Annotated in this window: 22 protein-coding genes and 1 pseudogene; 14 read left to right on the top strand and 9 right to left on the bottom strand. The window is 68.0% G+C overall.

Annotation, left to right across the window (positions count from 1 at the left end):
* Positions 1-751 precede the first annotated feature (751 nt).
* The 4 genes from ACQP1V_RS28845 (at position 752) to ACQP1V_RS28830 (ending at position 3624) form a co-directional block, all read left to right on the top strand.
* Positions 752-1171 (top strand): hypothetical protein, encoded by a 420-nt coding sequence (locus tag ACQP1V_RS28845; protein WP_433413195.1) that lies wholly within the window; start codon positions 752-754, stop codon positions 1169-1171.
* 127 nt (positions 1172-1298) lie between these two features.
* The gene (locus tag ACQP1V_RS28840) at positions 1299-1727 is read left to right on the top strand and encodes a GntR family transcriptional regulator (protein WP_358142659.1); all 429 of its coding nucleotides are present in this window, start codon (positions 1299-1301) and stop codon (positions 1725-1727) included.
* Entirely contained in the window at positions 1724-2635 is a 912-nt protein-coding gene (locus tag ACQP1V_RS28835; RefSeq protein ID WP_433413194.1) for an ABC transporter ATP-binding protein, read from the top strand. The genes ACQP1V_RS28840 and ACQP1V_RS28835 overlap by 4 nt, the downstream gene beginning before the upstream one ends.
* Entirely contained in the window at positions 2632-3624 is a 993-nt protein-coding gene (locus ACQP1V_RS28830; RefSeq protein ID WP_433413193.1) for an ABC transporter permease subunit, read from the top strand. The genes ACQP1V_RS28835 and ACQP1V_RS28830 overlap by 4 nt, the downstream gene beginning before the upstream one ends.
* A gap of 114 nt (positions 3625-3738) precedes the next feature.
* Here the strand turns inward: ACQP1V_RS28830 and ACQP1V_RS28825 are convergent.
* Positions 3739-3807 (bottom strand): annotated as a pseudogene (locus ACQP1V_RS28825) (transposase); the annotation flags it as partial.
* Positions 3808-4104: 297 nt separating this feature from the next.
* On the opposite strand from ACQP1V_RS28825, the gene ACQP1V_RS28820 reads away from it, so the two are divergent.
* From ACQP1V_RS28820 to ACQP1V_RS28810, 3 genes are all read left to right on the top strand, one after another.
* Positions 4105-5277 (top strand): sensor histidine kinase, encoded by a 1173-nt coding sequence (locus tag ACQP1V_RS28820; protein WP_433413192.1) that lies wholly within the window; start codon positions 4105-4107, stop codon positions 5275-5277.
* A complete protein-coding gene (locus ACQP1V_RS28815) occupies positions 5274-5924 on the top strand; it encodes a response regulator (RefSeq protein WP_433413191.1) in 651 nt (216 codons plus the stop codon). Before ACQP1V_RS28820 ends, ACQP1V_RS28815 begins: the two co-directional genes overlap by 4 nt.
* Before the next feature lie 577 nt (positions 5925-6501).
* The gene (locus ACQP1V_RS28810; RefSeq protein ID WP_433413190.1) at positions 6502-7737 is read left to right on the top strand and encodes an alpha/beta hydrolase; all 1236 of its coding nucleotides are present in this window, start codon (positions 6502-6504) and stop codon (positions 7735-7737) included.
* A 239-nt stretch (positions 7738-7976) separates the two neighbouring features.
* On the opposite strand, the gene ACQP1V_RS28805 is transcribed toward ACQP1V_RS28810, so the two are convergent.
* The 3 genes from ACQP1V_RS28805 to ACQP1V_RS28795 are packed head-to-tail and all read right to left on the bottom strand — an operon-like array spanning position 7977 to position 11414.
* The gene (locus ACQP1V_RS28805) at positions 7977-9281 is read right to left on the bottom strand and encodes a dihydrolipoamide acetyltransferase family protein (RefSeq protein ID WP_433413189.1); all 1305 of its coding nucleotides are present in this window, start codon (positions 9279-9281) and stop codon (positions 7977-7979) included.
* Positions 9282-9327: 46 nt separating this feature from the next.
* Positions 9328-10287, bottom strand: a complete 960-nt coding sequence (locus tag ACQP1V_RS28800; protein WP_433425973.1) for an alpha-ketoacid dehydrogenase subunit beta — start codon at positions 10285-10287, stop codon at positions 9328-9330.
* An 8-nt stretch (positions 10288-10295) separates the two neighbouring features.
* Positions 10296-11414 (bottom strand): thiamine pyrophosphate-dependent enzyme, encoded by a 1119-nt coding sequence (locus ACQP1V_RS28795; RefSeq protein WP_433413188.1) that lies wholly within the window; start codon positions 11412-11414, stop codon positions 10296-10298.
* A 166-nt stretch (positions 11415-11580) separates the two neighbouring features.
* Here ACQP1V_RS28795 and ACQP1V_RS28790 point away from each other — a divergent pair, with 166 nt between their 5' ends.
* From ACQP1V_RS28790 to ACQP1V_RS28775, 4 genes are all read left to right on the top strand, one after another.
* Positions 11581-12018, top strand: a complete 438-nt coding sequence (locus tag ACQP1V_RS28790; protein ID WP_433413187.1) for an Lrp/AsnC family transcriptional regulator — start codon at positions 11581-11583, stop codon at positions 12016-12018.
* 64 nt (positions 12019-12082) lie between these two features.
* Positions 12083-13216: a PucR family transcriptional regulator gene (locus ACQP1V_RS28785; protein WP_433413186.1), complete on the top strand. Its 1134-nt coding sequence runs from the start codon at positions 12083-12085 to the stop codon at positions 13214-13216.
* A 275-nt stretch (positions 13217-13491) separates the two neighbouring features.
* Positions 13492-14721 carry a thiolase family protein gene (locus ACQP1V_RS28780; protein WP_433413185.1) on the top strand — a complete coding sequence of 410 codons (1230 nt, stop codon included), beginning with the start codon at positions 13492-13494 and terminating at the stop codon, positions 14719-14721.
* A 3-nt stretch (positions 14722-14724) separates the two neighbouring features.
* The gene (locus ACQP1V_RS28775; protein ID WP_433413184.1) at positions 14725-16281 is read left to right on the top strand and encodes an AMP-binding protein; all 1557 of its coding nucleotides are present in this window, start codon (positions 14725-14727) and stop codon (positions 16279-16281) included.
* 131 nt (positions 16282-16412) lie between these two features.
* On the opposite strand, the gene ACQP1V_RS28770 is transcribed toward ACQP1V_RS28775, so the two are convergent.
* Complete coding sequence (locus ACQP1V_RS28770; RefSeq protein WP_433413183.1) at positions 16413-17333, bottom strand: fumarylacetoacetate hydrolase family protein; 921 nt, start codon at positions 17331-17333, stop codon at positions 16413-16415.
* Positions 17333-18313, bottom strand: a complete 981-nt coding sequence (locus ACQP1V_RS28765; protein WP_433413182.1) for an MBL fold metallo-hydrolase — start codon at positions 18311-18313, stop codon at positions 17333-17335. Before ACQP1V_RS28765 ends, ACQP1V_RS28770 begins: the two co-directional genes overlap by 1 nt.
* Before the next feature lie 148 nt (positions 18314-18461).
* On the opposite strand from ACQP1V_RS28765, the gene ACQP1V_RS28760 reads away from it, so the two are divergent.
* Positions 18462-19565 carry an AsnC family transcriptional regulator gene (locus tag ACQP1V_RS28760; protein ID WP_433413181.1) on the top strand — a complete coding sequence of 368 codons (1104 nt, stop codon included), beginning with the start codon at positions 18462-18464 and terminating at the stop codon, positions 19563-19565.
* A gap of 64 nt (positions 19566-19629) precedes the next feature.
* Here the strand turns inward: ACQP1V_RS28760 and ACQP1V_RS28755 are convergent, their stop codons facing one another.
* The gene (locus ACQP1V_RS28755; protein WP_433413180.1) at positions 19630-19806 is read right to left on the bottom strand and encodes a hypothetical protein; all 177 of its coding nucleotides are present in this window, start codon (positions 19804-19806) and stop codon (positions 19630-19632) included.
* 238 nt (positions 19807-20044) lie between these two features.
* Positions 20045-22021, bottom strand: coding sequence for a S9 family peptidase (locus ACQP1V_RS28750; RefSeq protein ID WP_433413179.1), 1977 nt, complete (start codon positions 22019-22021; stop codon positions 20045-20047).
* A gap of 154 nt (positions 22022-22175) precedes the next feature.
* Between ACQP1V_RS28750 and ACQP1V_RS28745 the strand changes: the two genes are divergently transcribed.
* Positions 22176-22808, top strand: a complete 633-nt coding sequence (locus tag ACQP1V_RS28745; protein ID WP_433413178.1) for a TetR/AcrR family transcriptional regulator — start codon at positions 22176-22178, stop codon at positions 22806-22808.
* Positions 22809-22833: 25 nt separating this feature from the next.
* Here the strand turns inward: ACQP1V_RS28745 and ACQP1V_RS28740 are convergent, their stop codons facing one another.
* Complete coding sequence (locus ACQP1V_RS28740; RefSeq protein WP_433413177.1) at positions 22834-23739, bottom strand: SDR family NAD(P)-dependent oxidoreductase; 906 nt, start codon at positions 23737-23739, stop codon at positions 22834-22836.
* A gap of 390 nt (positions 23740-24129) precedes the next feature.
* Between ACQP1V_RS28740 and ACQP1V_RS28735 the strand changes: the two genes are divergently transcribed.
* The gene (locus ACQP1V_RS28735; RefSeq protein ID WP_433413176.1) at positions 24130-25599 is read left to right on the top strand and encodes an ABC transporter substrate-binding protein; all 1470 of its coding nucleotides are present in this window, start codon (positions 24130-24132) and stop codon (positions 25597-25599) included.
* Positions 25600-25618: the final 19 nt, after the last annotated feature.

The raw sequence follows: 25618 nt of genomic DNA, 5'->3' as shown, positions 1-25618 counted from the left end.
AGGCCCTAGGACTCGAGATCCAGGCCGTGGAAGTGCTCACTCACCAGCGGCTACCAGGCACCGAGTCTGCCCGAACAGCAGGCCCGGTAGCTTCCATTAGGCCGTACGGCGCCCTCACGGGCGTGGGGAGGACCTTGTCCACGGCGCTCTCGTCACATGGAACGACGGCTCACCCCCACGGGCGTGGGGAGGACGTGGAAGGGGATCACGTCCGCGGTGCAGGTCGCGGCTCACCCCCACGGGCGTGGGGAGGACACTTCGCGACCTGCGGTTTCACAAAGGCACTTGCAGGTTTCCGAACGGCGCTAATGCCGTAAATTCGATCAGCTTCGCTCTGTCAGCTCCGTGATCGCTCGCGCTTTCACTCCATCGAGACCGCCGGTTAACCGGGATCAGTGCTCCCCGGGCGTCGACCTTCAATCGTAAAGGACCTCCAGTGACATGACCGCCGACTCTGGCTGATCTGCGCACGGAAATGATCATCACTGATCTCGCTATGCCCCGGCGAGTCAACCGGGATCGCGCCTGGGGGTTGACTCCGCAGCTCTGCGCGCAGACGAAGTAGGGCTCGCCAGGTTCTCTCAAGCGGTCCAGGCGACGAGACGGCCGCCCCGCACCTCCTTGTTCGGAGAGACTTCGAAGCTTCGATTGGGCTGAAACCTCCAATGTCATCGAGAGAGCGCTTATTCACGGAGAAAGCTACAAATATGCATTCGCCCAGCTCAAGAGGTAGGGCGTAGTAAAGGATCTGTTGCTTGAAACGTACAGACCGCTGCTGGACAAGATCGACGCACGCGAAGCTGCCCTGACCTGCGAGGCTGAACAGACACGCGCCCGGATTGATGAACTCACCGCGAGGCTGCACGAACTCGACCAGGCGATCGATCACCTGCAGATCACCCGCAAGACCCTCGTCTCACTCGCCAGCGAATGTGACACCGAGCCGGCCGCACCACCTCCCGCGCTGCCCGACCACCCCGCCTACCAGCAGATTCTGACCGTCTTCGCCGACGTCAACCGACCTTTGCGCGCTCGCGACCTGTGCCAGGCCCTGGACCTGCCCATCGTGTCGAAGAACACCGAGAACATCCGCTCCAAGCTCAAACGCCTAGTCAGCCGCGGCATCCTCGTCGAGACCGAGCCGGGCTTGTTCACTCAGCCACGCCCGTAGCCCAGCAGCCGACCCCCTGACCAGCCCGCCTCTTCCAACCCCAATGACGAAAGGGACATCAACTCACGAACCGCCCCCTCAGGAGGCGCGTTGACATTTCACGATCATCTCGCTTACCTTTTTAACTATGGAAGTAGATAAAGAGCTACCTTCACCGATCGAGTTCCGGCTCGACCCCGGCTCTGGAGTCCCGACTTACCTGCAGCTGGTGCAGCAGGTGGAGCAGGCCCTGCGGCTCGGCTACCTGAAACAGGGCGACCAACTGCCCCGGGTCAAGGACGTGGTCGCGGGGCTGGCCATCAACCCCAACACCGTGCTCAAGGCCTACCGGGAGCTGGAGCACAGGGGACTGGCATCGGGGCGACGCGGCCAGGGCACCTTCGTCGATGGCGCGCTCCCGATGGTGGGGCTGCGCGAGCAGGAGGCGCTGCGGCGCGACCTGCTGCGCTGGATGCGGACCGCCACCGCGGCGGGCCTGGACGAGGAGGGCATCGTCGCGCTGGTCTCCAGCGCGCTCCACGACCTCCACGCGGAAAATGAGGAGGTGGTGGCGTGAACGCAGTGGAAACCTCACGGCTGGGCAAGCGATACGGCGGGACCTGGGCGCTGCGCGATTGCACGCTGGCCATCCCGGCCGGGCACGTGGTAGCGCTTGCCGGGCCGAACGGCGCGGGCAAATCCACCCTGCTACATCTGACGGTCGGCCTGGCCAAGCAGAGCACCGGTGCGATCAGCGTCCTGGGAAACGCGGCAGGCTCTCTGCCAGCGCTGGATCGAGTGGCGTTCATGGATCAGGACGCCGCGCTCTACAGCGGCCTGTCGGTCGCCGACATGCTGCGGATGGGGCGCAGCATGAACCGGCGCTGGGACCAGGCCAGAGCCCGTGACCGGCTGGCCGAGCTGGACATCCCGCTCACCCGCCAGATCGGCAGGCTGTCGGGCGGCCAGCACGCCCAGGTCGCGCTCACCCTGGCCCTGGCCAGGCGCCCCGACCTGCTGGTGCTGGACGAGCCAATGTCCTCCCTCGACCCGCTGGCCAGGCACGAGTTCAAGTCCGCGCTGATGACCGCGGTGGCACAGGACGGCCTGTCGGTGATCTTCTCCTCGCACATCGTCTCCGATCTGGAGCGGGTCTGCGACTACCTGGTCGTGCTGGCGGGCGGCCGGGTCCAGGTCGCCGGCCAGACCGAGGACCTGCTGGCCGGGCACCACGTGCTGGTCGGGCCAACCACCCAGGCCGATCAGGTCGCCGCGACGCTGCCGGTCGTGCGGGACCGGCGGGCCACAGCCCAGACACACCTGCTGATCCGCGCGACGGGACAGACCCTCGCCACACCACCGGGATGGCGCAAGGAGCCGGTGGGGCTGGAGGAGTTGGTGCTGGCCTACCTGCGAGAGCCCGACGCGTTCGCGCTTCCCGGCCCGCGGACCAGCGATGCGACCAAGGAGGCGACGTTCTCATGACCGTGATCGACACACCGGTGAGCACGCGCGGGCTGTCCTGGGTGGCCTGGCGCCAGCACCGCACCGCCCTCGTGGCGAGCCTGGCCATGGTCGGCGCGCTCGCGCTCGTCCTGCTGGTCGGCGGGCTGGCCATGCGCGGCGACGAGCACAGCATGGCCATGGACACCTGCCAGGCCGACACGTTCGCCTGCCAGCAGCGGTTCGGCCCCTTCAGCGAGAAGTACGACAACCTGATCGGCCTGACCAGCTTGGTCGCCATGTTCATGCCGCTCCTGATCGGCTCGATCCTCGGCGGTTCGCTGCTCGCCAGGGAATATGAGACGGGGACCTTCAGGTTCACCTGGACCCAGGCGTGCGGGCGGATGCGCTGGCTGCGGGTCAAACTCGCGCTGCTCGTGACCGGGGTGACCGTCGTCGGCCTCGCGATCGGATGGCTCATCACCTGGTGGTACGGGCCGGAGGAGCGCTTCGACAACCGGTTGGAGGGGATGAACGTCTTCGACGCGATGGGGCTGATGTTCGCCGTCCATCTGCTGTTCTGCCTCGCGGTCGGAGCTTTCGCCGGCGTCGTCATCCGCCGGGTGATGCCCGCGGTCTCCGTAGCCCTCGCTGTCTCCCTGGCCGTCATCATGATCCTGACGCCAGCCCTGCGCGCGAACTACATGCCTGCGGTGGAGGGGCCGATCCAGATCGCGACCAACGAGTGGAAGCTCGACACCTGGTGGGTCGGTCCGCAGGGGCAGCGACTGACCAACGAGCAGATGGCCGAACTCGCCGACAAATCCGTATCCGCGTTGCCCGCCAAGGGCCCGGCGGGCAACGCGGCCAGGCTCCTGTGGAGCTCCCAGAACCACTACTCGCCTGTGATGAGCTACCAACCGGCGAGCCGGTTCTGGCCCTTCCAGTTCATCGAGGCGGGCTGGATGCTCGCCATCGCGATCCTGCTGGGCGCTGCCACCATCTGGCGGGTACGGCGCAGCCCCACCTGAGCTGCCCTGGACCTCGGGGGTTGTCTTCATCGCGCCACCGATAGCCGTTGCCGATGTCAGGCGTACCTCGACGGTCGCCACGGCTGGATGATCGCTGGCTCGGTTCGCTCAGATGATCACGGGCTCAATCAGGGCCCACCGTTCGTCGGATAAGTCGCTCGGGTACGGCTTGCGCTCACTTATCGGGTCATCTCAGCACGCCCAAGCCCACCGACCGGCCGTAACGCTACAAACTCACGCGATCACACTTCGCAATTCGGGCATTCGCTCGCGAAACGCCCTCTTAGATCGAGGTTAGGATCAAAGTTTCTGATTGGCCGGTCTGGGTTCGACGTTCTGATGGTCCCGGTGGTCCCGCTCGCGCTCTGCAGTGTCCCGACTGGGTTGATCGGTGTGGTTGCCGCCGTCTGGCCGACCCAGCGGGCCGGATGGACGTTCTGGCAGCGATCACACACGAGTGAAACGGGTAACGTTTACATGGTGACGTGGTCCTGGACGCCGCGGATTCGCTTCCCCTTGTTCGACACCGGGTTCGCGGCCGCGGTCACGATCGTCGGTAGTGGGCTCAGGCTGGGACCCAGTCCGTTGTCTCCCGGTCGGGGCGCGCACGCGCCCGCCATCGTCGTCGCGGGTATCGCCGGCCTGTTGCTGGCCTTCCGGCGCCGCATCCCTTTCTCGGTGGCCCTGGTGTGCTCGGTGGCCGCAGTGTTCGTCTCCCCGCTCGCGCTTCCCTTCAGCCTGTACGCCCTGGCCGTTTACGGCCGGCGTCACACTCTGCTGGGATGGGCCGCCGTCGGAGCCGTACTGCTGGTCGCCGTGGGCGTCCACCTGCACTACGCGCAGGCCGTGTGGGGGAGGGCCCCTACCTGGGCCGAGATGGTGGGCGTCGCGGTTGCGAGCGTTGGGGTGATCGTGGTGGTCCCCGTGCTGCTCGGCCTCTACCAGAAGTCGCGGCGGCGGCTGATCCAGGCGCTGGCCGAGCGGGCCGAGCGGGCCGAGGCCGAGCAGGAGATCCGGGCCGATCAGGCCCGCCTGGAAGAACGAGCCCGGCTGGCGGGGGAGATGCATGACGTGGTCACCCACCGGGTGAGCCTGATGGTGCTGCAGGCGGCGTCGCTGCGCACCCGTGCCCCCAACAAGGAGGTACTGGCTGCGGCCGAGGAGATACGAGTGATCGGCAGGCAGGCGATGAAGGAGCTGCGAGATCTCGTCGGGGTGCTCCGCTCGCAGGACCAGGTGGGGACCGCGCTCAACGACGAGGCCGACGTGCTGGACGTGTCGGCACTGGTCGCCGACTCCCGATCCGCCGGGATCGGCGTAGAGCTGGTCACCGACGGGGAGCCGTTCCCTGTGGAGTCCGCTGTACGGCGCACCGCCTACCGGATAGTGCAGGAAGCTCTCACCAACGTGCACAAGCACGCTCCCGGAGCCAGTGTCCGCATTCGGGTGCGCTATGACGCCAAGTGGATCTACATCACGGTGCGCAACACCTGCTCCGCCCGCAGGCCCGATGTCGAGCTGGGCACGGGCGGCACCGGGCTGGAGGGACTGCGCCAGCGCATCGACCTGGTCGGCGGCCACCTGCACGCCGCATCGCAGCCTGATGGCGGATTCGAGCTGGCGGCGGCGCTGCCCGCAGGCGGACGATCATGACCAAGGTGCTGATCGTCGACGACGACCGGCTGGTCTGCGCGCACCTGCGGATCATCCTGCAGGACGCGCGGGACCTGACGGTGGTGGGCGTGGCGCACGACGGGGCCGAGGCGGTGGAGTCGGTCGTACGGCTGGCCCCGGACGTCGTGCTGATGGACCTGCACATGCCGGGTGTGGACGGGCTGACCGCCACCGAGCGCATCGCACGTCTGGCCGATCCGCCCAGAGTCATCGCCCTGACCACCTTCGACCTCGACCAGTACGTGGTCCAGTTGATCGACGCGGACGCGGCCGGCTTCCTGCTCAAGGACACCCCTCCCGAAGACCTCATCGCCCTCATCCGGGTCGCCGCCCGTGGCCACACCGTTCTGTCACCGGGCCCCACCAAGCGGCTGGCCGCCGCATCCGCCCAACACCAGGCGACCCGCCGCCACGCCCAGGCGAAGATCGCCGAACTCACTGAGCGGGAACTGCAGATCCTGGCGTGCATCGGAGCAGGTCTGTCCAACGCCCAGATCGCCGAACGAGTGCACTTCAGCGAAGCCACCATCAAGACCTACGTCTCCCGGATGCTGACCAAACTCGACTGCGCCAACCGCACCCAAGCAGCCAGACTCGCGTTCCACGCCGGCCTCGACCTGAACTGACCCCTGGTTGACGCAGCGCGACATGGAGCACGAGGCCGCCGCGATCCCAGGCTCCCTTCTACTCTGGCCCGGCGCACTGCGTCAGCGGGTCGGGCTCCCTGCCTGCCCTGCCGGATCGCACTCTGCAGTCCAGGCCGGCCACTGTCATCTCATGAGGAGGCGTGCTCAAGGGCGGAATCAAGGCGTTGGGTTCGTCGACTTTGGTTGATCGGGTCGGCGACGAATGCCGATTCCGGGGGCGGGATGTCAGGCCGCAGGGTGGAGCTGTACTCAATCACCCTGGTCAAGGAGCCCGCCGATGTCGCTTGTCCCCCGCCTTTCTCCTGCCTGGAGACGTCCCCTGGCAGGTGCCGCGGCGGTAGTGAGTCTCGCTGCTGCCGCGGTCACCGTGCCGGCTTCCCCTGCCGCCGCCACATCGGGTAGGCACATCGACTGGCGTCCGTGTCCTCAGGACGCGAGTGCCGATTGCGGGACGCTCGTACTGCCCATCGACTGGGCACGTCCGGACGGGGCCACTTTCGGACTGGCCGTCGCGCGACGCAAGGCCACTAATCCGGCGGCACGCATCGGCTCACTGGTGACGAACTGGGGCGGCCCGGGCACCTCCGGTGTGGATGCGGTGGTGGGCCCGTACAAGGACGTGTTCTCACCGGCTGTCAGGGCCCGCTTCGACCTTGTCTCCTTCGACCCCCGCGGTGTCGGCCGCAGCAGCCCTGTCACCTGCGACATGGCGGTGGTCGGCCCACAGCCGACCACCGATCCGGCCACCCAGAGAGGGTACGCCGATCTGGTCGGCTACAACCGGCGTATGGCCGAGAACTGCCGCAGCCACACCGGCGCGATCTACGACCACATCGATTCCCGTAACACCGCCCGGGACGTCGACGCGCTCCGGGCGGCCCTCGGCGACCGAAAGCTCACCTACTGGGGGGTGTCGTACGGAACCCTGATCGGACAGCAATACGCCGAACTGTTCCCCGGCCGGATCCGCACGCTGGCCCTGGACAGCAACTTGGACCACAGCCAGGGGGTACGGGGCTACCTCGACACCATGGCAGCGGCAAGCGAGGACTCCTTCAACCAGTTCGCCACATGGTGCAGCGCGAGCGCGGGATGCGCCCTGCATGGAAGGGACGTCGGGGCGGTCTTCGACCAGCTGTATGCGCGAGCCGAGGCGGGCACCCTGCCCGATCCCGACGATCCGACGAGCGGCATCACCCCGCAGTACCTGCTTAATCACACCCAGCACCATTTCGCCATGATGGGATCGGACAACTGGGCTTCGCTCGCCACCATACTCGCCGCCATGAGCCGACAACCGTCACGCCCCGTAACGCCCAAGAGCGCTCCGGACGCCGGCCAGGGGCTAGGTTATGACCAGAAGGTGTTCTGCTCCGACTGGCAGCTGTCCCTCGACGGGCCGGGAGCGCTGGCAGCGGCCGAGCGCCGTCTGGCTCGGATCGCGCCGCACATGCGCCGGCAAATGCTCGCCTGGAGCGTGATGACCTCCTGCCAGGGCAAGCCGGTGACCCTCACCAATCCTCCGCACCGTTTCCGCATATCGGGGGCGCCGCCGATCCTGCTCGTCAACAACCTGCACGACCCCAACACTCCCTACGCGTTCGCCACCGATGTAGCCAGGCAGATCCCCGCCTCTGTCCTTCTCACCTACAACGGCTGGGGACACGGCAGCTACAACAGAAGCCGCTGCATCGCTGACCTGACCGACCGCTACCTCATCGACGCTCAGCCTCCTGCCCACGGCACCCGTTGCCCCGCTATCCCGCCTGTCGACACACCCCGTACTCCTTAGCGTGCCTGTACTGCTTCTCTAGTAGGGCTTGAGCTGGGAGTTCTCCGAAGGGCTACGTGGCTCGGTGCTCGGGGCGTCGAGCCACGTATCGTCCTCCGAGGGTTACTTGTCCCCTGGTGTCCGAGGTAGGAGTCCGGGGCCGGATCAATGGGACCGTCGTCCAGGTCTTGGGGACGGTCCCTGAGTCGTTGCTCTCCGCGGGACGTCGTCGAAGAACTGTTCGGCAACCTGGTTCGTCATCACAGCACCGCCAGTCCGGGCTCGGCGAGCAGGGCGGCGGTGTCGGCGAGGACCTGGGAGCCCTCGGCGCCGTCGAGCACGCGGTGGTCGAAGGAGAGCGCGAGCTGGAGGATCGATCGGGGCTCGATCCTCTCGCCCGCGGCGTCCTCGACGACCCAGGGCTGCCGACGGATGGCGCCGACGGCCAGGATCGCCGTCTCACCCGGGTTGAGGATGGGGGTGCCGGTGTCGACGCCGAAGACGCCGACGTTGGTGATTGTCGTCGAGCCGCCCGCCATCGCCTCCGGCGTGGTCTTGCCGGCGCGGGCGGTGGCAGCGAGCTCGTTGATCGCGCTGGCGAGGTCGAGCAGGCCGAGGGTGTGCGCGCCCTTGATGTTCGGCACCATCAGGCCACGTGGAGTGGCGACGGCGAGGCCGAGGTTGATGCCGGAGGGGACGACGATCTCCTGGGCGGCCTCGTCCCAGCGCGCGGTCGCCATCGGGATCCGGGCCAGGGCGCGGAGGTAGGCACGGGCGACGAACGCCAGGGGTGTGAGCTTGGTGTCGCGGAACTCGCGGCGTCGCTGGACCAGCTCGCGCAGCTCCAGGGTCTTCGTCACATCGACGGTGATGAACTCGGTCACGTGCGGTGCGGTGAAGGCGGAGGCGACCATCGCGGCCGCGGTGTGCTTGCGCACCCCCTTGATCGGGATCCGGGTCTCCGAGCCGATGGCCATGGCCGGGGCCGGCTCCGCCGACGTGGGGCGAACGCCGGACTCCGAGGCACGCAGTACGTCGGCACGTAGGACGGTCCCGTCCGGGCCGGTCGGCGCGACCGCGGCGAGGTCCACCCCGAGGGCCTTCGCCAGCTTGCGGACCGGAGGCTTGGCCCGCGGCCTGTCCCGGCCGGGAGCGGCGGATGGCGTGGCTGCGGGGGCGGCCGCGCCGCTTGGGGCGGCGCCACGGCGACGCCGGCTGCGGACGACGTCCCTGGCGCCGTAGCCCACCAGCAGCTTGGGCTCCGGCCCGCCGGCCTCGCCCTCGGCGGGATCGGCCGGAGCGGCTGCCTGTGCGTCGCGGGTGCGGATGGCGATGATCGGCGAGCCGACGGCCACGGTCTCGCCCTCGGCGGCGAGCAGCTCGACGACCTTGCCGGCGTACGGCGAGGGCAGCTCGACCACGGACTTGGCGGTCTCGATGTCGACGATGATCTGGTTGACGGTGACTGTGTCGCCGACGGCGACATGCCAGGTGACGATGGCGGCCTCGGTGAGGCCCTCACCGACATCGGGCAGCAGAAAGGTCTGTGCAGTCGCGGTGGTCAAGGTGTGCTCCTGCGGGCGGAACGGATGGGGCCGTCTCGGGATGGTGTCAGTGGCTCAGGCTGAGGTCGCAGGCCTCAAGGATCCGGTCGATGTTCGGCAGCCAGTCCTCCTCAAGGCGGCTCGCCGGGTACGGCGTGTCGTAGCCGGTGACGCGCAGGATCGGCGCCTCGAGCTCGTAGAACGCCTGGGCCTGCACTCGGGTGGCGAGCTCGCCGCCGATGCCGCAGGTCTGGGAGGCTTCGTGGGCGATGACGAGGCGGCCGGTCCGCCGTACGGACTCGACGACCGTGGCGTCGTCGATGGGCGAGAGGGAGCGCAGGTCGATGACCTCGACCTCGCATCCTTCCTCCGCCAGCACCTCGGCGGCCTTGGTCGCGACCGGCACCAGGGCGCCGTAGGTGACCAGGCTCAGGGCGTCCCCGGGCCGCACGATCCGGGCGCGCTCCATGTCGAGCGACGGGGCTGACAGGTCGACGTCGCCCTTGGACCAGTAGGACCGCTTGGGCTCGAGGAAGATGACCGGGTCGTTGCACCGGATCGCCTGGCCGAGCAAGTCGTAGGCCTCCTGTGCGTCGGACGGGCAGAGCACGCGCAGTCCGGGGGTGTGCGCGAAGTAGGCCTCGGGCGACTCACTGTGGTGCTCGATCGCACCGATGCCGCCGCCGACGGGGATGCGGATGACGACGGGGAGCGAGATCTGGCCCTCGGAGCGGTGGCGGTACTTCGCGAGCTGGGTGACGATCTGGTTCATCGCCGGGAAGACGAAGCCGTCGAACTGGATCTCGCACACCGGCCGGTACCCGGCCAGGGCAAGACCGATCGCACTGCCGACGATGCCGGCCTCGCCCAGGGGTGAGGTGACGACGCGGTCGTCGCCGAAGTCCTTCTGCAGGCCGTCGGTGATGCGGAAGACGCCGCCGAGCCGGCCGATGTCCTCGCCGATGAGGATTACCTTGTCGTCGGCCTTCATCGCGTCGCGCAGGCTCGCGTTGAGGGCGTGTGCCATTGCGGTGCTCACGCGTGGTCTCCTTCGGCTGTGGCCACGAAGGCCAGGTGCTCGTCCATCTGCCGCTTGAGGTCGCGTGGCATGCTCTCGAGGGTGTGGAGGAACGGGTCGCCCGCCGCGGGCACGGGGAGGGCCCGGCAGCCGCTGCGTAGACGCTCGGCCAGCTCCTCCTCCTCACGGGCCAGGTCGGCCAGGAACGCCTCGTCGATCTGCGGCGAGCAGTCACCGCTGGTCAGGAGGGCACGGAGCCGGTCGATCGGGTCGCGGGCCGCCCACTCGTCGTTCTCCGAGCCAGCCCGATAGCGCAGGTCGTCGTCCGACGTGGTGTGGGGGTTCCGGCGGTAGGTGACCGCCTCGATCAGGGTCGGGCCGCCACCGGCGCGGGCGTTCGCAAGCGCCGCCTGGGTCACTGCGTGGCAGGCGATGACGTCGTTTCCGTCGACCCGCACGCCCGGGAAGCCGAAGCCCCGGGCGCGCTCGGCCGCCGGAACGCGGCTCTGCACGGAGAAGGGCGCCGAGATCGCCCACTGGTTGTTCTGGCAGAAGAACACCACCGGCAGGCTCTGCGCGGCGGCCCACACGAACGCCTCGTTGGTCTCGCCCTCGCTGAGCGCTCCGTCGCCGAGGAAGACCAGTACCGCTCGATCCCGGTCGGGGTCGCCGGTGCCGACGTCGCCGTCACGCACGATGCCCATCGCGTAGCCGACGGCATGCAGGGTCTGGGCGCCGATGACCAGGGTGTACAGGTTGAAGTTGCGCTCCCGCGGGTCCCAGCCGCCCATCGTGGTGCCGCGGAAGAGCCCCAGCAGCTGGACCGGGTCGACGCCGAAGCACCAGGCCACCGCGTGCTCGCGGTAGGTAGGAAACACCACATCCTGCGTCCGCAGCGCGGAACCCGCGCCGACCTGGGCACCCTCCTGGCCCAGCATCGAGGGCCACAGCCCGAGCTCACCCTGCCGCTGCAGCGCGATCGCCTCGGTGTCGACGCGGCGGGCCAGGACCATGTCGCGGTAGGCGGCCTGCAGGTCCAGGGCGTCGGCGCCGGCCGGGATGCGGTCGTCCTGGCGCAGTTTGCCCGCTGCGTCGAGGACCGACCATGGCTCGGTCGTTGGAGTCGCGGAGGTCATGGTGCTCCCTGAATCGTCGTGCGGAGCACTCTCGCAACAGCTGAATCCCGGACGCAATCAATGAGCGCAAGATGCGCGCAAAACGCTGATACTGTGCGTCTATCTCACTGCAATCCGCAAGAATTGCGTGCATTGCGGCACATTCTTTCGCACTCCGAGAGGCGTGATGGACAGCATCGACCGACAGATCCTGGAGCTTCTCCGCACCAACGCGCGCATGCCGGTCAGCGAGATCGCGCGACGCGTCGGCTTGTCCGGAGCTCCCGTCTCGCGGCGCATCGAGCGGCTGGAGGCGGAGGGGGTCATCCAGGGCTACGTCGCGCTCGTCAGCGAAGAAGCGGTGGGCGAACTCGACGCCTTCACCGAGATCCGCCTCACAGGGGACACCGACACCCGGGAGATCGAGGAGATCGCGCGTCAGGTCCCGGAGGTCCAGCAGTACTACACGATCGCCGGCGACCCGGACGCCCTCGTGCGGTTCCGGGTCCGCAACGTCGATCACCTGCAGCAGGTCGTCAACGCCATCCGGCGCACGGGGATCGTGGCCGGCACCAAGACGCTCATCGTCATGTCGACGTGGGACCGCACCCGCACCCTGGACTGAGGGTGCGGCTAGAGGTACAGCCGCGGGAGGATGGGAGATGGCCACTCGAGCGACTGTCGGCGGGTTGCGACGCCTGGTCACGGCGTTGTCCAGCGCTGAGGCTCTGATCGAACGAACGGTCCGCGATGTTCGGGCCGATGTGCCGGCCTACGAGGCGGTCCCGACCGCTTCTGTGATCGCGAGCGTCGAGCGAAACCGGGCATTGGCATCCCGGGTCCTCGCTGAGGGTGTCGTCCCGCCGAGCAGGGACATCTGGGAGGCGGAGCTGTCGACCTCGGAACGGCTCCACCAAGGTGTCGAGATCCAGGACATCATGGGTGGGTTTCGGGTGGTGATCGCCTGCATCCAGGGGTGGGTCGTCGACAACGCATCGGCCCACGGGGTGGACGCGACCGAGACACTGCGTCTGTCCCAGCTCCTGTGGCGGCTCAGCGATGCCTTCTCTGCGCGTGCTGCCATGACCTACCGCCAAGAGGGAATCGCTGGAGCCCTTGCCGACGAGCAGCGGCGCGCCCAGTGGGTGCTGGGCCTGCTGGCAGGCACACTCGAGCCGCCCCAGCTCCAGGAGGGGTGTGCCAGGTACGGGCTGAGCCGAGACACCCGGTTCCACGCTGTCTGCACACAGCAGCTGCCCGACAGCGACCTCGCGCGGGTGCGCGAAGAGCTGACCCGCTCGGCCACACCGAACGCCTACGGACCGCACCGACGCGCCGCGATTCTTGTACCAGCCGAAGGACGCCTCGTCGGACTCGCAGCTACGCCGCCCGTCGGATCAACTGTCGTCGTGGCCGTTGGACCGGCGGCGGAGGTCGAGGAGCTGCCGTCGTCCTTCGCCGTAGCCGAACAGGTCCTCATGGCCGCAGGCCTCTACACCGACCGCGGGGTGCACACAGTCGAGACGGTCACGTGGCGAATCGCCGTACCGGTGCACCGTGAGGTGAGCGAAGTCCTCCTCGCCCGCTATATCGAGCCGTTGCGCGAGCAAGGACCTTTTGGCGAGCTGGTTCTGGATGCACTCGACGCCTGGCTCGGCCACGCGCGGAGCATCCCGCGAGCCGCGGCCAGCATCCCCGTCCACGTCAACACGCTGCGCTACCGACTGGCCCGCTTCGAGAAGCTGGTCGGCTGCTCGCTCGAAGACACCGACACCATCCTCGAGTTGTCCTGGGCGCTTCTCGCGAGAAAGACAGCGTCGTAGCCAGCTACGAAGGGCAGCCAGCGGGATTGGGCGGACGACCGTAGTGCGACGGCTCCGGGAAGTCCTACGTTGTTCTGGTTCCCAATGCTCGCGTGCGGGAACGCCTCGTCAAGCCCGCTCGACAGGGCGGTCACGCTCTCCTGGAGCCTCAATGACAGAGCACGCCTCCGGTCGGAAAGCCCTTCCTCTTCGCCATCTCGCCTCCTTCTGTCGTCCCCCGGCGCTTCGGCGACGGCTCGTGGGTCGCTGAGTTAATTGGAAGGGGATACCGGCTGATGAGTACCAGCGTCTGGATCGCAGGTGTGGGCATGACGCCCTTCGGCATCCATTCGGACAAGACGGTCAATGAGTTGGTCCGTTGGGCAGTGAACGACGCCATCTCCGACGCGGGAGCGTCGTCCGTCAACAGCGTCGACGCCGCCTTCTTCGGCACAGCCACGCAGGGTTTCCTGCAGGGCCAGGTCATGATCGCCGGCCAGATCGCCCTGCGTGAGGCAGGCCTGCAAGCCATTCCCGTGTTCAACATCGAGAACGCGTGCGCCACCGGAGCGAGTGCCTTCACGCTGGCGGTGAACCACATCCGAGCGGGCGCCGGAGACGTTGTGCTCGTCGTGGGCGTCGAGAAGATGCACATCGGCAACCCTGAGCGGTCGATGGCGGTTTTCGACACCGCATACAACGTGGCAGATCCCGAGGCCCTGACCAGGACGCTCAAGGAGCTCGGCGGCGAGGTCGACGAGCCGAACCTCGGCCACCGGTCGATCTTCATGGACATTTATGCCGCCATGGCCCGCAACCATATGCGCCTGCACGGCACCACGCCCGAACAGATCGCCGCGGTCGCGGCCAAGAACCACAACCACGCAGCGGACAATCCGCGCGCGCACTACCGCGAACCGATGACCGTCGAGCAGGTACTGGGCGCGCGGAAGCTCTCCCATCCGCTGACCGTCCCCATGTGTGCCCCGCTCACTGATGGCGCCGCCGCGATCGTCGTCTGCAGCGATGAGGGGATACGCCGTATTGGAGCGCGCCGAGGCGTGGAGGTGCTGGCTGCGGTCGTCGGCACCGGGACCGATCGGGATATCACCATCTTTGACGGGCATCTAAGTCAGCGCGTCTGCGTCCAGGCATACGAGGCAGCCGGCGTAGGCGCCGGCGACGTTGACGTGGCCGAGGTGCACGACGCCACCGCGTTCGCGGAGATCCTGCAGACCGAGATGCTCGGCCTGGTTCCCCGGGGCGAGGGAGGGCCCTGCGCCGAGCGCGGCGAGACCTCCTTGGGCGGCCGAATCCCGGTCAATACCTCCGGTGGACTTGAGTCCAAGGGTCATCCCATCGGCGCGAGTGGACTGGGCCAGATCTTCGAGTTGACCGAGCAACTCCGTGGCGCCGCCGGCAACCGACAGGTAGAGAACGCCCGTATCGCCCTCGCCGAGAATGGCGGCGGGTTCCACCGTGGCGAGGAAGCGGTCACCTCCGTCGTCATCCTTGGAAAGGCCTGACCCATGGCGATCATTGACTTCTTCGATCGCGGACGGCGTATCAACCCTCACGGCGTCGCCTATCGGGACACCGTCAGCACCTGGACCTTTGATCAGGCGGGAGCCATGTCCTGCCGCATCGCCCACGCGCTACTTGCGGCGGGCGCGCGCACCGAGACCAAGGTGGCCGTGCTTTCGCCCAACGACCCCCTCGCATGGATCTGCGTGCTCGGACTCTGGCGGGCCGGCGCGGCCTGGGTGCCGCTCAACCCAAGCCATCCTGTCGACGACAACGTCGTACTCATCAACCGGCTCGACGTGGAGATCCTGTTCTACGCACCCGCGCTGGCCGACGAGGTCGAGCGGATGCGGAGCCGGCTCCCGGGCATCAAGACCTGGGTGGCGCTCGGTGCGGGCACCGGGGACCCAGCGCTTGCGGACTGGACCGCCGGTCATCCCGATACCAGCCCCGCGGTCCGCTACGACATGGACGACGTCATCGCCATCGCACCGACCGGCGGCACGACCGGTACGCCCAAAGGCGTGATGAACACCCATCGCAGCTTCTCGACCATGGTCGCCCATCAGATGATGGCGCTCACCTATCCCGCCGACGCCCCCATCGTGAATCTCGCCGCCGCCCCGATGACTCATACGTCTGGCTTGTTCAGTCTCCAGGCGAGCGCGCGCGGCGGCACGGTGGTCGTCGTGCCCGGAGCGACTCCCGACCACGTCCTCGACGCCATCGAGGAACACGGCGTCACCGAGCTGTTCCTGCCGCCGACAGCGGTCTACCGCCTCCTCGAACGGCTGGACCAGCGCCCGGCTGACACCGCAACACTGCGCTACCTCATGTACGCCGCTGCGCCGATGTCGGTCGAGAAACTACGCCAAGGCATTGAACGCCTGGGGCCCGTCTTCATCGAGTGCTACGGGCAGATGGAGGCACCGGCGGCGATCAGCTTCCTGCGCCCCGACGAGCACCTCATCGCCGGCGAGATCGCGCCGCCGGCCAGGCTCTCTTCTTGCGGACGTCCGTACCCCCTGGTCACCGTGGCGATCATTGATCCCGAGACAGGTGCGATGGTCGGGCCGGGTGTCACCGGCGAGATTTGCGTTCGCGGTGACCTACTGATGAAGGGGTATTACAAGGACCCTGATCGCACCGCCGAAGCAATCGTCGACGGCTGGCTGCATACAGGTGACCTGGGGGACATGGACGAGGCGGGCTACCTGCACCTCACCGACCGCAGCCGCGACGTGATCATCTCCGGCGGATTCAACGTCTACCCGGGAGAGGTCGAACAGGTGCTCTGGGGTCATCCCGCCATCCGCGACTGTGCCGTCGTCGGCGCTCCACATGACGACTGGGGCGAGGTGGTCACTGCGGTCGTCGAACTGAACGCAGGTGCGGAGGTCGACGGCGCTGAGCTCATCGCGTTGTGTCGGCAGCGGCTCGGCCCCGTTCGGGCCCCTAAGCAGGTGTTCTTCGTCGACCAGCTACCACGCAGTCCCAACGGCAAGGTCCTCAAGAAGGATGTACGGGCGGGTTTCTGGGCGGACCGCGGGACAAGGATTTGACCATGGCGTGAGCCGCTGCATCGTCCCAGTGGGGCCGGTGAAGGCGCCGACGTGGAGCCGGTCGAGTTCGCGGCGGCCGCGCCGGCGCCCGCACCGATGAGGCGAACAGGGCGGGCGCCGTCTACAGCCGCTCAGTAGCCGGAGCTGAGCGGCTGTGGCTTCGCCCCCGCCACCACCCGCTGCCGGATCTCACCGAGCCGCTCCACGACCAGCCGCACCTCGTCACCGTGCCGCAGCCAGCCCCGGAACCCCGCCGGGTCCTTTGCGAAGTGCTCGTAGAGGCATCCGGTCGGCACGGTGCCGGAGCCGATGACGTCTCCCGGCCGCAACGTCGTCCCGCGCGACGTGTAGGTGATCATGTCGGGGAAGCCCCAGTCGATCGTGTCCCAGCGGCCCTCGCTCACCAGCTCGCCGTTGACGTAGCCGGTCATGCCGAGATCGAACGCGTTACGGCTGCGGAAGGGCTCGATCTCGTCGGGGGTGACGAGCATGGGGCCCAACGTGGTCGCCCCATCCTTGCCCTTCGCCGGGCCCAGCCGCAGCTCCATCTCGTTGATCTGCAGGTCGCGGGCGCTCCAGTCGCCCAGCAGCATGTAGCCCGCGATGTGCGACTCGGCCTCGTCGAGCGGGATGTTCGAGCCCGTCCGGCCGATCACCGCGGCGATCTCCAGTTCGTAGTCGAACTGCTCACTGCCGGGCGGGATCGCGACGTCGTCGTACGGGCCGACGACGGCGGCGGGGTTGGAGAAGTAGAACGCCGGGAACTGGTGGTTGCGCTCATCCACCGGGCTGTCCGCGGCTCCCTGGCAGTTGCGCAGGTGCTGGAGGTATCCGGTGCAGTCGCGGATGGCGCGCGGCTGCAGGGGAGCGCGCAGTGTGAGCCCGGCGAGCGGCAGCGTCTCGCTCGGGGTCTGCTCCGCCGCGGCGGTGAGGGTGCCGGCGTCGAGCAGGTCGAGCAGCGAGACGCCGGACTCCAGGCCGTGCACCTGATCGCCGACGACCAGGCCGACCCGGTCGTCGCCGGTGGGCGAGGCGTAGGTGACGAAGCGCATCAGGCGTTTCCCTCCCCGATGCCGACCGCTGTGGCGAGAGCGGGGAAGCCTTCGAGCGCGGCGATGCGGCCGAGCACGAGGAAGTTCCCCTCCCTCGGCATGTCCGGGTCAAGCTGCTGGTAGACGTTGATGACGTTCTGCGCGAACCTGCCGTGCTCCGGCAGCTCCGCGTACTTGCCGAGATCGATGGACGCGATCGCGGCGTCGACGTCCAGACCGTCCTCGAATCGCTTGCGTGCCTCGGCCTCGATGAACACCAGGTATTCCCGCATGGCGGAGACCTCGGTCTTGCCGGACACCGGTCCGTGCCCCGGCACGATGGTCGTGACGTCCATGTCGAGGATCAGGTCGAGCGCGGAGATCCAGCGCTCGATCGGACCGGCCCATGCGATCGGGGTGCCGCCGACGAACAGGATGTCGCCCGCGTAGAGCAGCTTCGCGTCGGGGACGAGCACGAGCGTGTCCCCCGGCGTGTGGGCGGGCCCGACCTGGATGAGCCGGACCTCGCGGCCGCCCACGTCGAGGCTCAGCTCCTCCTCGAAGGTGCGATCCGGGCCGGTGACGGTGATCCCCTCGAACGTGAACGACCCGAAGACGTGCCGTGCGAAATCACCCGCCGCGCCGGGCGACTTCAGGGTGGCCACCACCTGGTCGACGGCCTCCTGCGTCATGAGCGCCGCGGCCGCCGCCGACGCGACGATCTCCACGCCCCGCGCCGCGACCAGCTCGTTGCCGAAGACGTGGTCGCCGTCGGAATGCGTGTTCACCAGTGTCCCCAGGGGGTACTGCGCGAGCACGGGAGCGAGGCCGTCGAGCATCTCCCTGGTGAGCGCGAGGTCGACGAGCGTGTCGACCATCAGCGACGTGCCGGAGCCGGTGATCAGACCCGAGTTGCTCCAGCCCCAGCTGCCGTCGGGCAGCAGCCACGCATGGCAGCCGTCCCCGAGGTCGTGCAGGCCCTTGCGATAGTCCAAGCTCATGAAACGCCCTCTTTCGTGATCAGCGCCCGTGATCGGTGCGTCGGGAAGTGCTCGACTGGAGCCGGGGAATTGGGTCGAATTTCGGCGCTTTTCAGATCTATAATGCCGATTTCTGGATTTCTACGTGTGCATGGAGGATGCTGTCAAGGTGCCTGGACGAGAACGCCGCCGTGAGCTCGACGAGCTCGACAGAGCCCTTGTCGCCGCGCTGCGGGAGGACGGGAGGGCGCCGAACGTCGAGTTGGCCCGGATCGCCGGGACGTCCGAGAAGACCGTCCGGACCCGCATCGCCCGCCTGATCTCGGAGTTCGGGCTGACCATCACCGCCACGCTGCCCGAGCAGGGCCGGCGCAGCCGCATGGTCTACCTGCTGCACACCGAGCCGGGCAGCCGGTTCGAGGTCGCCGAGTTCCTCGCCGCGCGCGCCGAGGTCACGCGGGTCGAGCTGACGACCGGCTCGGCCGACGTGCTGGTCACCGCATCGTTCCCGGACGACGCCGCGGCCTTGCGGTTCCAGGTGCAGACCGTGGAGGCGCACCCCGGGGTCCGCTCCGTGTCCTCGTGCCACCTGATCGGCGAGGTCGGCGGCACCGGTCACGGCGCGGGGGAGAGCGGGCCGCGGGTCGACACCGAAGCGCTCGCGGCGCTGATCATCGGCCCGCCGCGCTACGCCGACTTCGAGGGGCTCGCCGGCTCCATCTGTGACGCCGTCACGAAGGGCCTGGGCGCCGACCGCGCCATGGTCGTCACCAGTCCGCCCGACCTGCCGCGCACTGCGGGGAACTGGTACGCCCGGGGCATCTCCGAGCGCTACCTCGACAGGTGGCAGCGCCTTGTCCAGGACCGGCGCACCCAGGGCCCCATCCGACGCGTGTGGGACACCCGCTTGCACGTCTTCGTCTCGGACGCGCGCAGCGACCCCTTGGTGGCCGACGCTCACGACCTCGTCCGGCAGGAGGGCTACATCAGTCTGCTGACCCTCCCCGTCCTCTACGGGGCGTCGCTCGTCGCGACGATCAGCATGTACTACGACCGCCTGACGGCGCTGGACGACGAGTACATCGCCACCGCGCAGGGTGTCGCCGACCATTTCGCCGTCGCCATGGCTCGTGTCCTCGGTCTCGCGCCCGCCCCGCCGAGGGGCTCGCGACCGGCGGCGCAGGGCGGCGCGACCTGGGCCGTCGGCCGCGATGGCATGGCAAAGCCGACGCCGAAACCCGTCAACGTCATGGGCGCCACCCGCACGCCATAGTCTGTGTCACCGCCTGCCATCAGCCAGCTGAGCACCCCGAGCGCACCGATGACCAGACCGGCCGTCATCGGCACGTGCGGACCAGTGCGCACGGCGGCCCGGCCGCCAGCGGGGAGGCGATCATCGGCATTGTCGCCATCGGCAGCAGCGCGACGCCGGTCAGGAGCGCGCTGAGGTGATGCACCTGCTGGAAGTACAGCGGGACGATGAACAGCAGCCCGTAGAAGCCGAAATTGAGCACGCCGATCAGCGCCGAAGCAGAGCTGCCGGGAGCCGAACAGCTCAAGGGGCAGCATCGGCGCGCGTGCCTGGCGTTCGAGGAGCAGGAACGCCGCCAGCGCGAGCGCGAACACGGCGAAGCCCCCGAGCACGACGGGCGAGGTCCAGCCTTCCGGCCCCGCCTCGATCAGTGCCGCGGTCAGCACGGCCAGGCACAGTACACCGCTCGGTCATGGCCGGACCTTCGGGCGCACAAGGTGTCAGCCGCGGGCCGGCATGTGCTTCTGGAACCAGTCCACGACGCGGGTACTGAAGTCGATCAGAGCCGGAAAGGCACGGACGCCGTGGCCTTCCTGCGGGTAGATCGCGAGCTGGGACTCGACCCCGTGCTCGAGCAGCGCCTGGTGGAACTCCTGGGCCTGCGTCGGGGGCGTGCAGCGGTCCAGAGCGCCGGCGATGTTCAGGCACGGGGTGCGCGCCTTGCCGGCGTGGGTGACGGGGCTCCTGGAGTGGAACTTGTCGCCGGGGACTTCTGGGTTCCCGTCGAGGAACAACGCGTCGAAGTAGGGGATGTTGCTGGTGAAGTGCTGGCTGTACCAGTCCGTCACGGGTGAGACCGGTACGGCGGCGGCCCAGCGCCGGTCCTGGGTGACCAGCCACGAGGACATGTAGCCGCCGTACGACCCGCCGATGAGGCCGACCCTGGTCGGGTCCACGATTCCGCGCTCGACGAGAGCGTCGATCGCGGACGTGAAGTCGGCCGTGTCCTCGCCGCCCATCTCCCCGAACACCAGCCGGGCGAAGTCCTGCCCGCGGCCGGAGCTGCCCCGCGGGTTGGGGTTGAGGACGGCGTACCCCTGGGCCACCAGCAGCGGGGTACAGGGGGAGAACATCGACCACATGTTCCGGTAGGCCCACACCGGGCCACCGTGGATGTTCACCACGAGCGGGAAGGGCCCGTCCCCGGCGGGGAGGCACAGGATCCCCTCGATTCGCAGCCCGTCCGGTGCGGACCAGGTGACCGTCTCGGCCTTGCCCGCGACCGAGAGCAGGTACTCGGTGCCCGAGTGTCCGATCCCCGCGAGCTCGACCCGCTCCTCACCCAGCACCACGACCCGTTGCGGCATCGAGTAGCCGTCCTCGACGAGCACCACGCGGCCGTCGGCGGACCAGGCCGCCTCCGGGTAGCGCGTGCCGCAGCTGGTGTCCGTGCTCGACCACAGCTCGGTCATCTTCCCGGTCACCGCGTCGTACACCGCGGCGACGGTCTCCATGCCGCGGATCCCCAGGATTCCCAGGCGATCCGCATCGATCCACTGGGTCGAGGTGACATCCACCCCGCCGGTGTCGACCCGCTCGAAGGCAGCACCGGGAGCGCTCACCAGCAGGTCACCCGCGACAACCCCACGGTCGCTGCACACCGCCTCGACCACCGCCAACCGTCCCCCGGAAGGCGAGGCCGCGGGCCAGCCCAGCTGCACCTCGGAGCGGGCCAGTTCGGTGACCGCCCCGTCGAGGCCCAGGCGGGAGAGCACGGCCGTGTACCAGGCAGCCTCGTCCGGAGCGGGGCTGGTGACCGCGACGACCGCGTCGGGGCCGAGCCAGGCCGCCTCCCAGGTGTTGAGCCCCTCCGGCGACAGCCTGGTGGTCGTACCTGCCGCGAGGTCGTGAATCCACAACGACCGCCACGACTCCTTCGTCACGCCGATCTCGACGCGCGGGTGCCAGTCCGGCAGCTCCTCCTTCGGCTTGTACGTCGTGCCGCTCCCCTGATCACTGGCCAGATCGGCGCCGAGCCCCGCCACCCCGAGCAGCACCTTCGTGCCGTCCGGCGACCAGGAGCAGTACTCCACCGTCCCGGCGGGCACGGCCGGGGTCGCCTCCGCCTCACCGAGCTGACCGGTGCGTAGCAGGTAGAGCTGGAACCGGCCTGCCTCCGTGCGGTCCGACAGGAATGCCACCGTCGCACCGTCCGGGGAGAAGCGCGGTTGCCGCGAGGAGCCGGACGGTCCCGTCAGCGGCCGCAGGTCCAGACCGTCGACCAGGAAGCAGGCCTGGCGCGGAAGGCCGGCCAGCTCGTCGTACACGAGGCCGGTCACGGCGATCCGCGACCCGTCGGCGGAGCAGGACGGCTCCAGCAGCTTGTGCGGCCGTCCCATCACCGGCTCGTGCAACCGCCGGAAGTGCTCTTCGACCAGGTCCCAGGTGGCGCTGCCGCGCACGTCGCTACCGCTCATGGGCGGGACCCTACGCGGTGGGGCGGTCCATCTCCTATCGACTCAGGTCGGAAACCGGAGGGCTTGGACTCTACGGGTGTCGAGGGATGGTGATCGCAGCGTGGAAGGCCGCGCACCTCCGGTAAGATATGTAGCCAAATCGAAAGGGATTGGAATGAGCAAACGCGCAGCCGGTGGGTCGGATTCGCGGGCGATCCCGAGCGATCTGCGCACGCAGCTGGTAGAACGAGCCGGGGTGATGTTTCGGCTCAACGGGTTTGCCGGAACCAGCGTCGACGCGATAGGCGCCGAGCTCGGCGTCTCGGGGCCGGCACTTTACTATCACTTCGGCTCGAAGGCCGATCTGCTATTCGAATGCCTGCGTATGCCCATGGTGGAACAGATCGCCCGCTGCCAACAGGCCACTCTCGCCGAACCTCCCGAGAGGCAGTTGCCGAAGTTCGTCGAAACCCACGTTCAATGCGTGCTTGCTCAACCTTATGTTCGCGAGCTTCGCGGAAACTCCGCGGTCAGCATGGGAGTTCTGGTCGAGTCGCTTCCCCCGCCGCAGGGACGCGAGGTCCGGTCCTTGATGCACCAGCACGTGACGGATCTGAAGCAGATCATTGCGTCCGGCATGGCCAAAGGTGTGTTCCGGGTCGTTGACCCGACGGCGGTGTCGTTCGCGATCCTCGGGATGGCCGACAACGTGATGTGGGTTCGGCCGGATGGCCCCCTGACAAAAGATTCGGTCGCGCGGATGTACGGCGACCTGGCGCTCGCGATGGTGGCGAACGTCAAGGGCTGACTCGGTCAGCGGACGCCCTGGCGCCTTACGACGATCCAAGCCACGCGTCCAGGTCGAGTGGCGCGACCAACCGCGATGGCAGTTCATCGTCGAGCTTCTCCAGTGTCCAGCGGCCGCGGCTCCACAGTTCGTGGACGATGGTCGGCAGCGAGGAGATGATCAGACGTTCGCCTGTGATGTGGAAGACCTGGCCGTTTGCCCGGCACCGCTCATCGGCAAGCCAGGCGACGAGCGGGGAGACATTGGCCGGGTCCATCTGATCGAAGCCTGCAGCGGCGTTATCGGGTGCTGTCTGCGTCGCGCCTGACTCCGTGATCCTTGTCCGTCCGCCGGGCGAAACGACATTCGATCGGACGCCGTATTGCTGGGCTTCCAGGGTGACAACGCGCGAGAGCGCGAGCACACCCAATTTCGCGGTGGCGTAGTTGGCCTGCCCGAAATTGCCTGCGAGTCCGGCCACGGAACTGGTCATGATGACGGAGGAGTCGGCCGGGTTTCCGGCCTTGGCGCGTTGCCGCCAGTAGGCCACCGCGTGTCGGGTTGGTGCGGCGTGTCCTTTGACGTGAACGCGGATCACGTCGTCCCAGTCGGCTTCGGTCATATTGGCAAGTGACCGGTCGCGGATGATGCCGGCGTTGTTGACCAGAATGTCGAGGTCACCGAAGGACTCGACAGCCATCTGAATCAGATCGGCTGCTTGAGACCAGTCCGATACGTCGTGGCCGCTGGCGACGGCTTTTCCGCCGAGGTCGCGAATCGTCTGGACGACGTCCTGGGCCGGTGTCGGGTCCGCTCCGGCGCCGTGTACGTCTCCGCCGAGGTCGTTCACGACGACGTTCGCCCCCTGTGCGGCGAGTTCGAACGCGTGCGCGCGGCCGAGACCCCGCCCGGCGCCGGTCACGATCGCGGTTCGGCCGTTGAGACGTGTCATCGCGGAATCCATCCTTCGTCGTTCCAGCGGTTGTTGCTTAACGATGGTTAAGACCAATGCACGATGGCGTATCAAGAGCCGCTCGGTCAATAGCCCACAACCCCGCTGGTAGGTCGCGTTCACCTCCTGTTCGGGGCCTTGACTTCTAACGATCGTTAAGGTTCACTGCGGCGTAGCTCGGCGAGGCGCCAAAAGTGGCTGGGGGATCGCTTGAGCTGAGGAGATCGCATGAGAGGCATGTTCATGTCCGTGAAATTCTCGGTTCGACTGGCCGCTGCGACTGCTGTCGTCACTCTGGCCTGCGTAGCCTGTTCGAACGGGTCGACCAGCGACGGAGCGAAGGGCGGGGGGTCCGAGCTCGCGGCGCCCGGCGGCACCGTCACCTACCGGATGGCAGGCGCACCCGATTCGCTCGATCCGTTCAAGACCGTGACCGGCACGTCCACCCCGATCACCTACGCGACGTACGACACGCTGGTGCAGTACAACCCGAAGACCAAGGCCTACATCGGCGTGGTCGCCAAGTCCTGGGAGGTCACTCCCGCATCGATCAAGTTTCAACTGCGGTCTGACGTCAAATGCCGAGATGGCTCGGCATTGACTCCGACCGACATCGCCGCGTCTCTCCGGGCCTACATGGACCCCAAGACCGGCTCCCCCTACGCGACGCGCTGGCTGGGGAGGGCACCTTTGACCTTCACCGCAGACGACGCCGGCTCCACCCTGACCATCACCGCGGCCAAGCCGTTCGGCGCGCTGCTCGCCGGTCTCAAGATGGTGCCACTGGTGTGCCCGGCCGGGCTCAAGGACAGAGCGAAGCTGGCATCGGGCGCGGAGGGCTCAGGTCCCTATGAACTCGCGGACAGCAAGCCGGGGATCTCCTACACGCTCAAGTTGCGGGACGACTACACCTGGGGACCCAACGGAATGACGTCGGGAGCGCCGGGCGTGCCGGAGACCATCATCCTGAAGGTCATCAACAGTGACGCCACCGCGGCGAACGAGCTGCTCGCCGGCACCGTCGACGTCTCCGGGCTCGGCGGTGTCGACGCACAGCGTGTCCAGGGCAACAAGTCCATCGCCAAGACCGTCGTCGCCACCCAGGGACAGTGGTCCGTGGTCGGCAACATGGAGGCCGGTCACGTGACGGCGGACCCGGAGGTGCGACACGCACTGTTCCAGGCGATCGACCGGAGGGCCCTGCTTCTCGCCTACCTCGGTGCCACGGCGTCCGACGTCGAGCTGGGGACGAGCGTCCTGCCGCCGAACATGCCGGGGTACGACGAAAGCACCAAGGGGCTCGTACCCGAGTTCTCGCCGGACGCGGCGAAGGCCACGCTGTCGGCAGCCGGATGGACCGAGTCCGGCGGGCAGTGGACCAAGGATGGCAAGGTCCTGCAGGTGCGCGTCATCGGTGTCGCCGGGTGGGGGAACGCGAACGAATATCTCGCCTCGCAGCTCAAGAACATCGGCGTTGACGTCAAGCTCTCCGTCACCGACGACAACGGGTGGCTCGCCGACCTGTCGGGCGGAAACTACGACATCACGATCTTTCCGATCGACAACTCCATCGAGGCGCCGACCGGCGTGATGCCGTTCTACGTCGGCGCGCTCCCGCCGACCGGCACGAACTTCATTCGCAACAGTGACGCCGAACTGTCCGCGCTGGCCGACAAGGCGTCGGCCTCGGTCGGGGCCGAGGCGGACAAGCTCTGGGCATCCGTCCAGACGAAGCTGCTCCGCGGCTACGACCTGCTGCCGTGGCAGGTGCCGGTCACGTCCGTCTACTCGTCCTCGGACGTCACTCTGCTGGTCAACGGCCTGCCGAGCACTCTCGCGATCCGCCGGATCAAGGGCTGACCGGAGATGAAGGCAACTG

This window comes from Microtetraspora malaysiensis, from assembly GCF_050947145.1.
Classification (GTDB): domain Bacteria; phylum Actinomycetota; class Actinomycetes; order Streptosporangiales; family Streptosporangiaceae; genus Microtetraspora_A; species Microtetraspora_A malaysiensis.
This window is presented reverse-complemented; position numbering and strand designations above follow the sequence as displayed.

What these genes read in the sequence shown, in the direction of transcription:
- ACQP1V_RS28840 (WP_358142659.1), top strand. Translation starts at nt 1,299, where the DNA reads ATGGAAGTAGATAAAGAGCTACCTTCACCGATCGAGTTCCGGCTCGAC.
- ACQP1V_RS28830 (WP_433413193.1), top strand. Translation starts at nt 2,632, where the DNA reads ATGACCGTGATCGACACACCGGTGAGCACGCGCGGGCTGTCCTGGGTG.
- ACQP1V_RS28815 (WP_433413191.1), top strand. Translation starts at nt 5,274, where the DNA reads ATGACCAAGGTGCTGATCGTCGACGACGACCGGCTGGTCTGCGCGCAC.
- ACQP1V_RS28800 (WP_433425973.1), bottom strand. Translation starts at nt 10,287, where the DNA reads ATGGCACACGCCCTCAACGCGAGCCTGCGCGACGCGATGAAGGCCGAC.
- ACQP1V_RS28795 (WP_433413188.1), bottom strand. Translation starts at nt 11,414, where the DNA reads ATGACCTCCGCGACTCCAACGACCGAGCCATGGTCGGTCCTCGACGCA.
- ACQP1V_RS28790 (WP_433413187.1), top strand. Translation starts at nt 11,581, where the DNA reads ATGGACAGCATCGACCGACAGATCCTGGAGCTTCTCCGCACCAACGCG.
- ACQP1V_RS28780 (WP_433413185.1), top strand. Translation starts at nt 13,492, where the DNA reads ATGAGTACCAGCGTCTGGATCGCAGGTGTGGGCATGACGCCCTTCGGC.
- ACQP1V_RS28775 (WP_433413184.1), top strand. Translation starts at nt 14,725, where the DNA reads ATGGCGATCATTGACTTCTTCGATCGCGGACGGCGTATCAACCCTCAC.
- ACQP1V_RS28770 (WP_433413183.1), bottom strand. Translation starts at nt 17,333, where the DNA reads ATGCGCTTCGTCACCTACGCCTCGCCCACCGGCGACGACCGGGTCGGC.
- ACQP1V_RS28765 (WP_433413182.1), bottom strand. Translation starts at nt 18,313, where the DNA reads ATGAGCTTGGACTATCGCAAGGGCCTGCACGACCTCGGGGACGGCTGC.
- ACQP1V_RS28750 (WP_433413179.1), bottom strand. Translation starts at nt 22,021, where the DNA reads ATGAGCGGTAGCGACGTGCGCGGCAGCGCCACCTGGGACCTGGTCGAA.
- ACQP1V_RS28745 (WP_433413178.1), top strand. Translation starts at nt 22,176, where the DNA reads ATGAGCAAACGCGCAGCCGGTGGGTCGGATTCGCGGGCGATCCCGAGC.
- ACQP1V_RS28740 (WP_433413177.1), bottom strand. Translation starts at nt 23,739, where the DNA reads ATGACACGTCTCAACGGCCGAACCGCGATCGTGACCGGCGCCGGGCGG.
- ACQP1V_RS28735 (WP_433413176.1), top strand. Translation starts at nt 24,130, where the DNA reads ATGGCAGGCGCACCCGATTCGCTCGATCCGTTCAAGACCGTGACCGGC.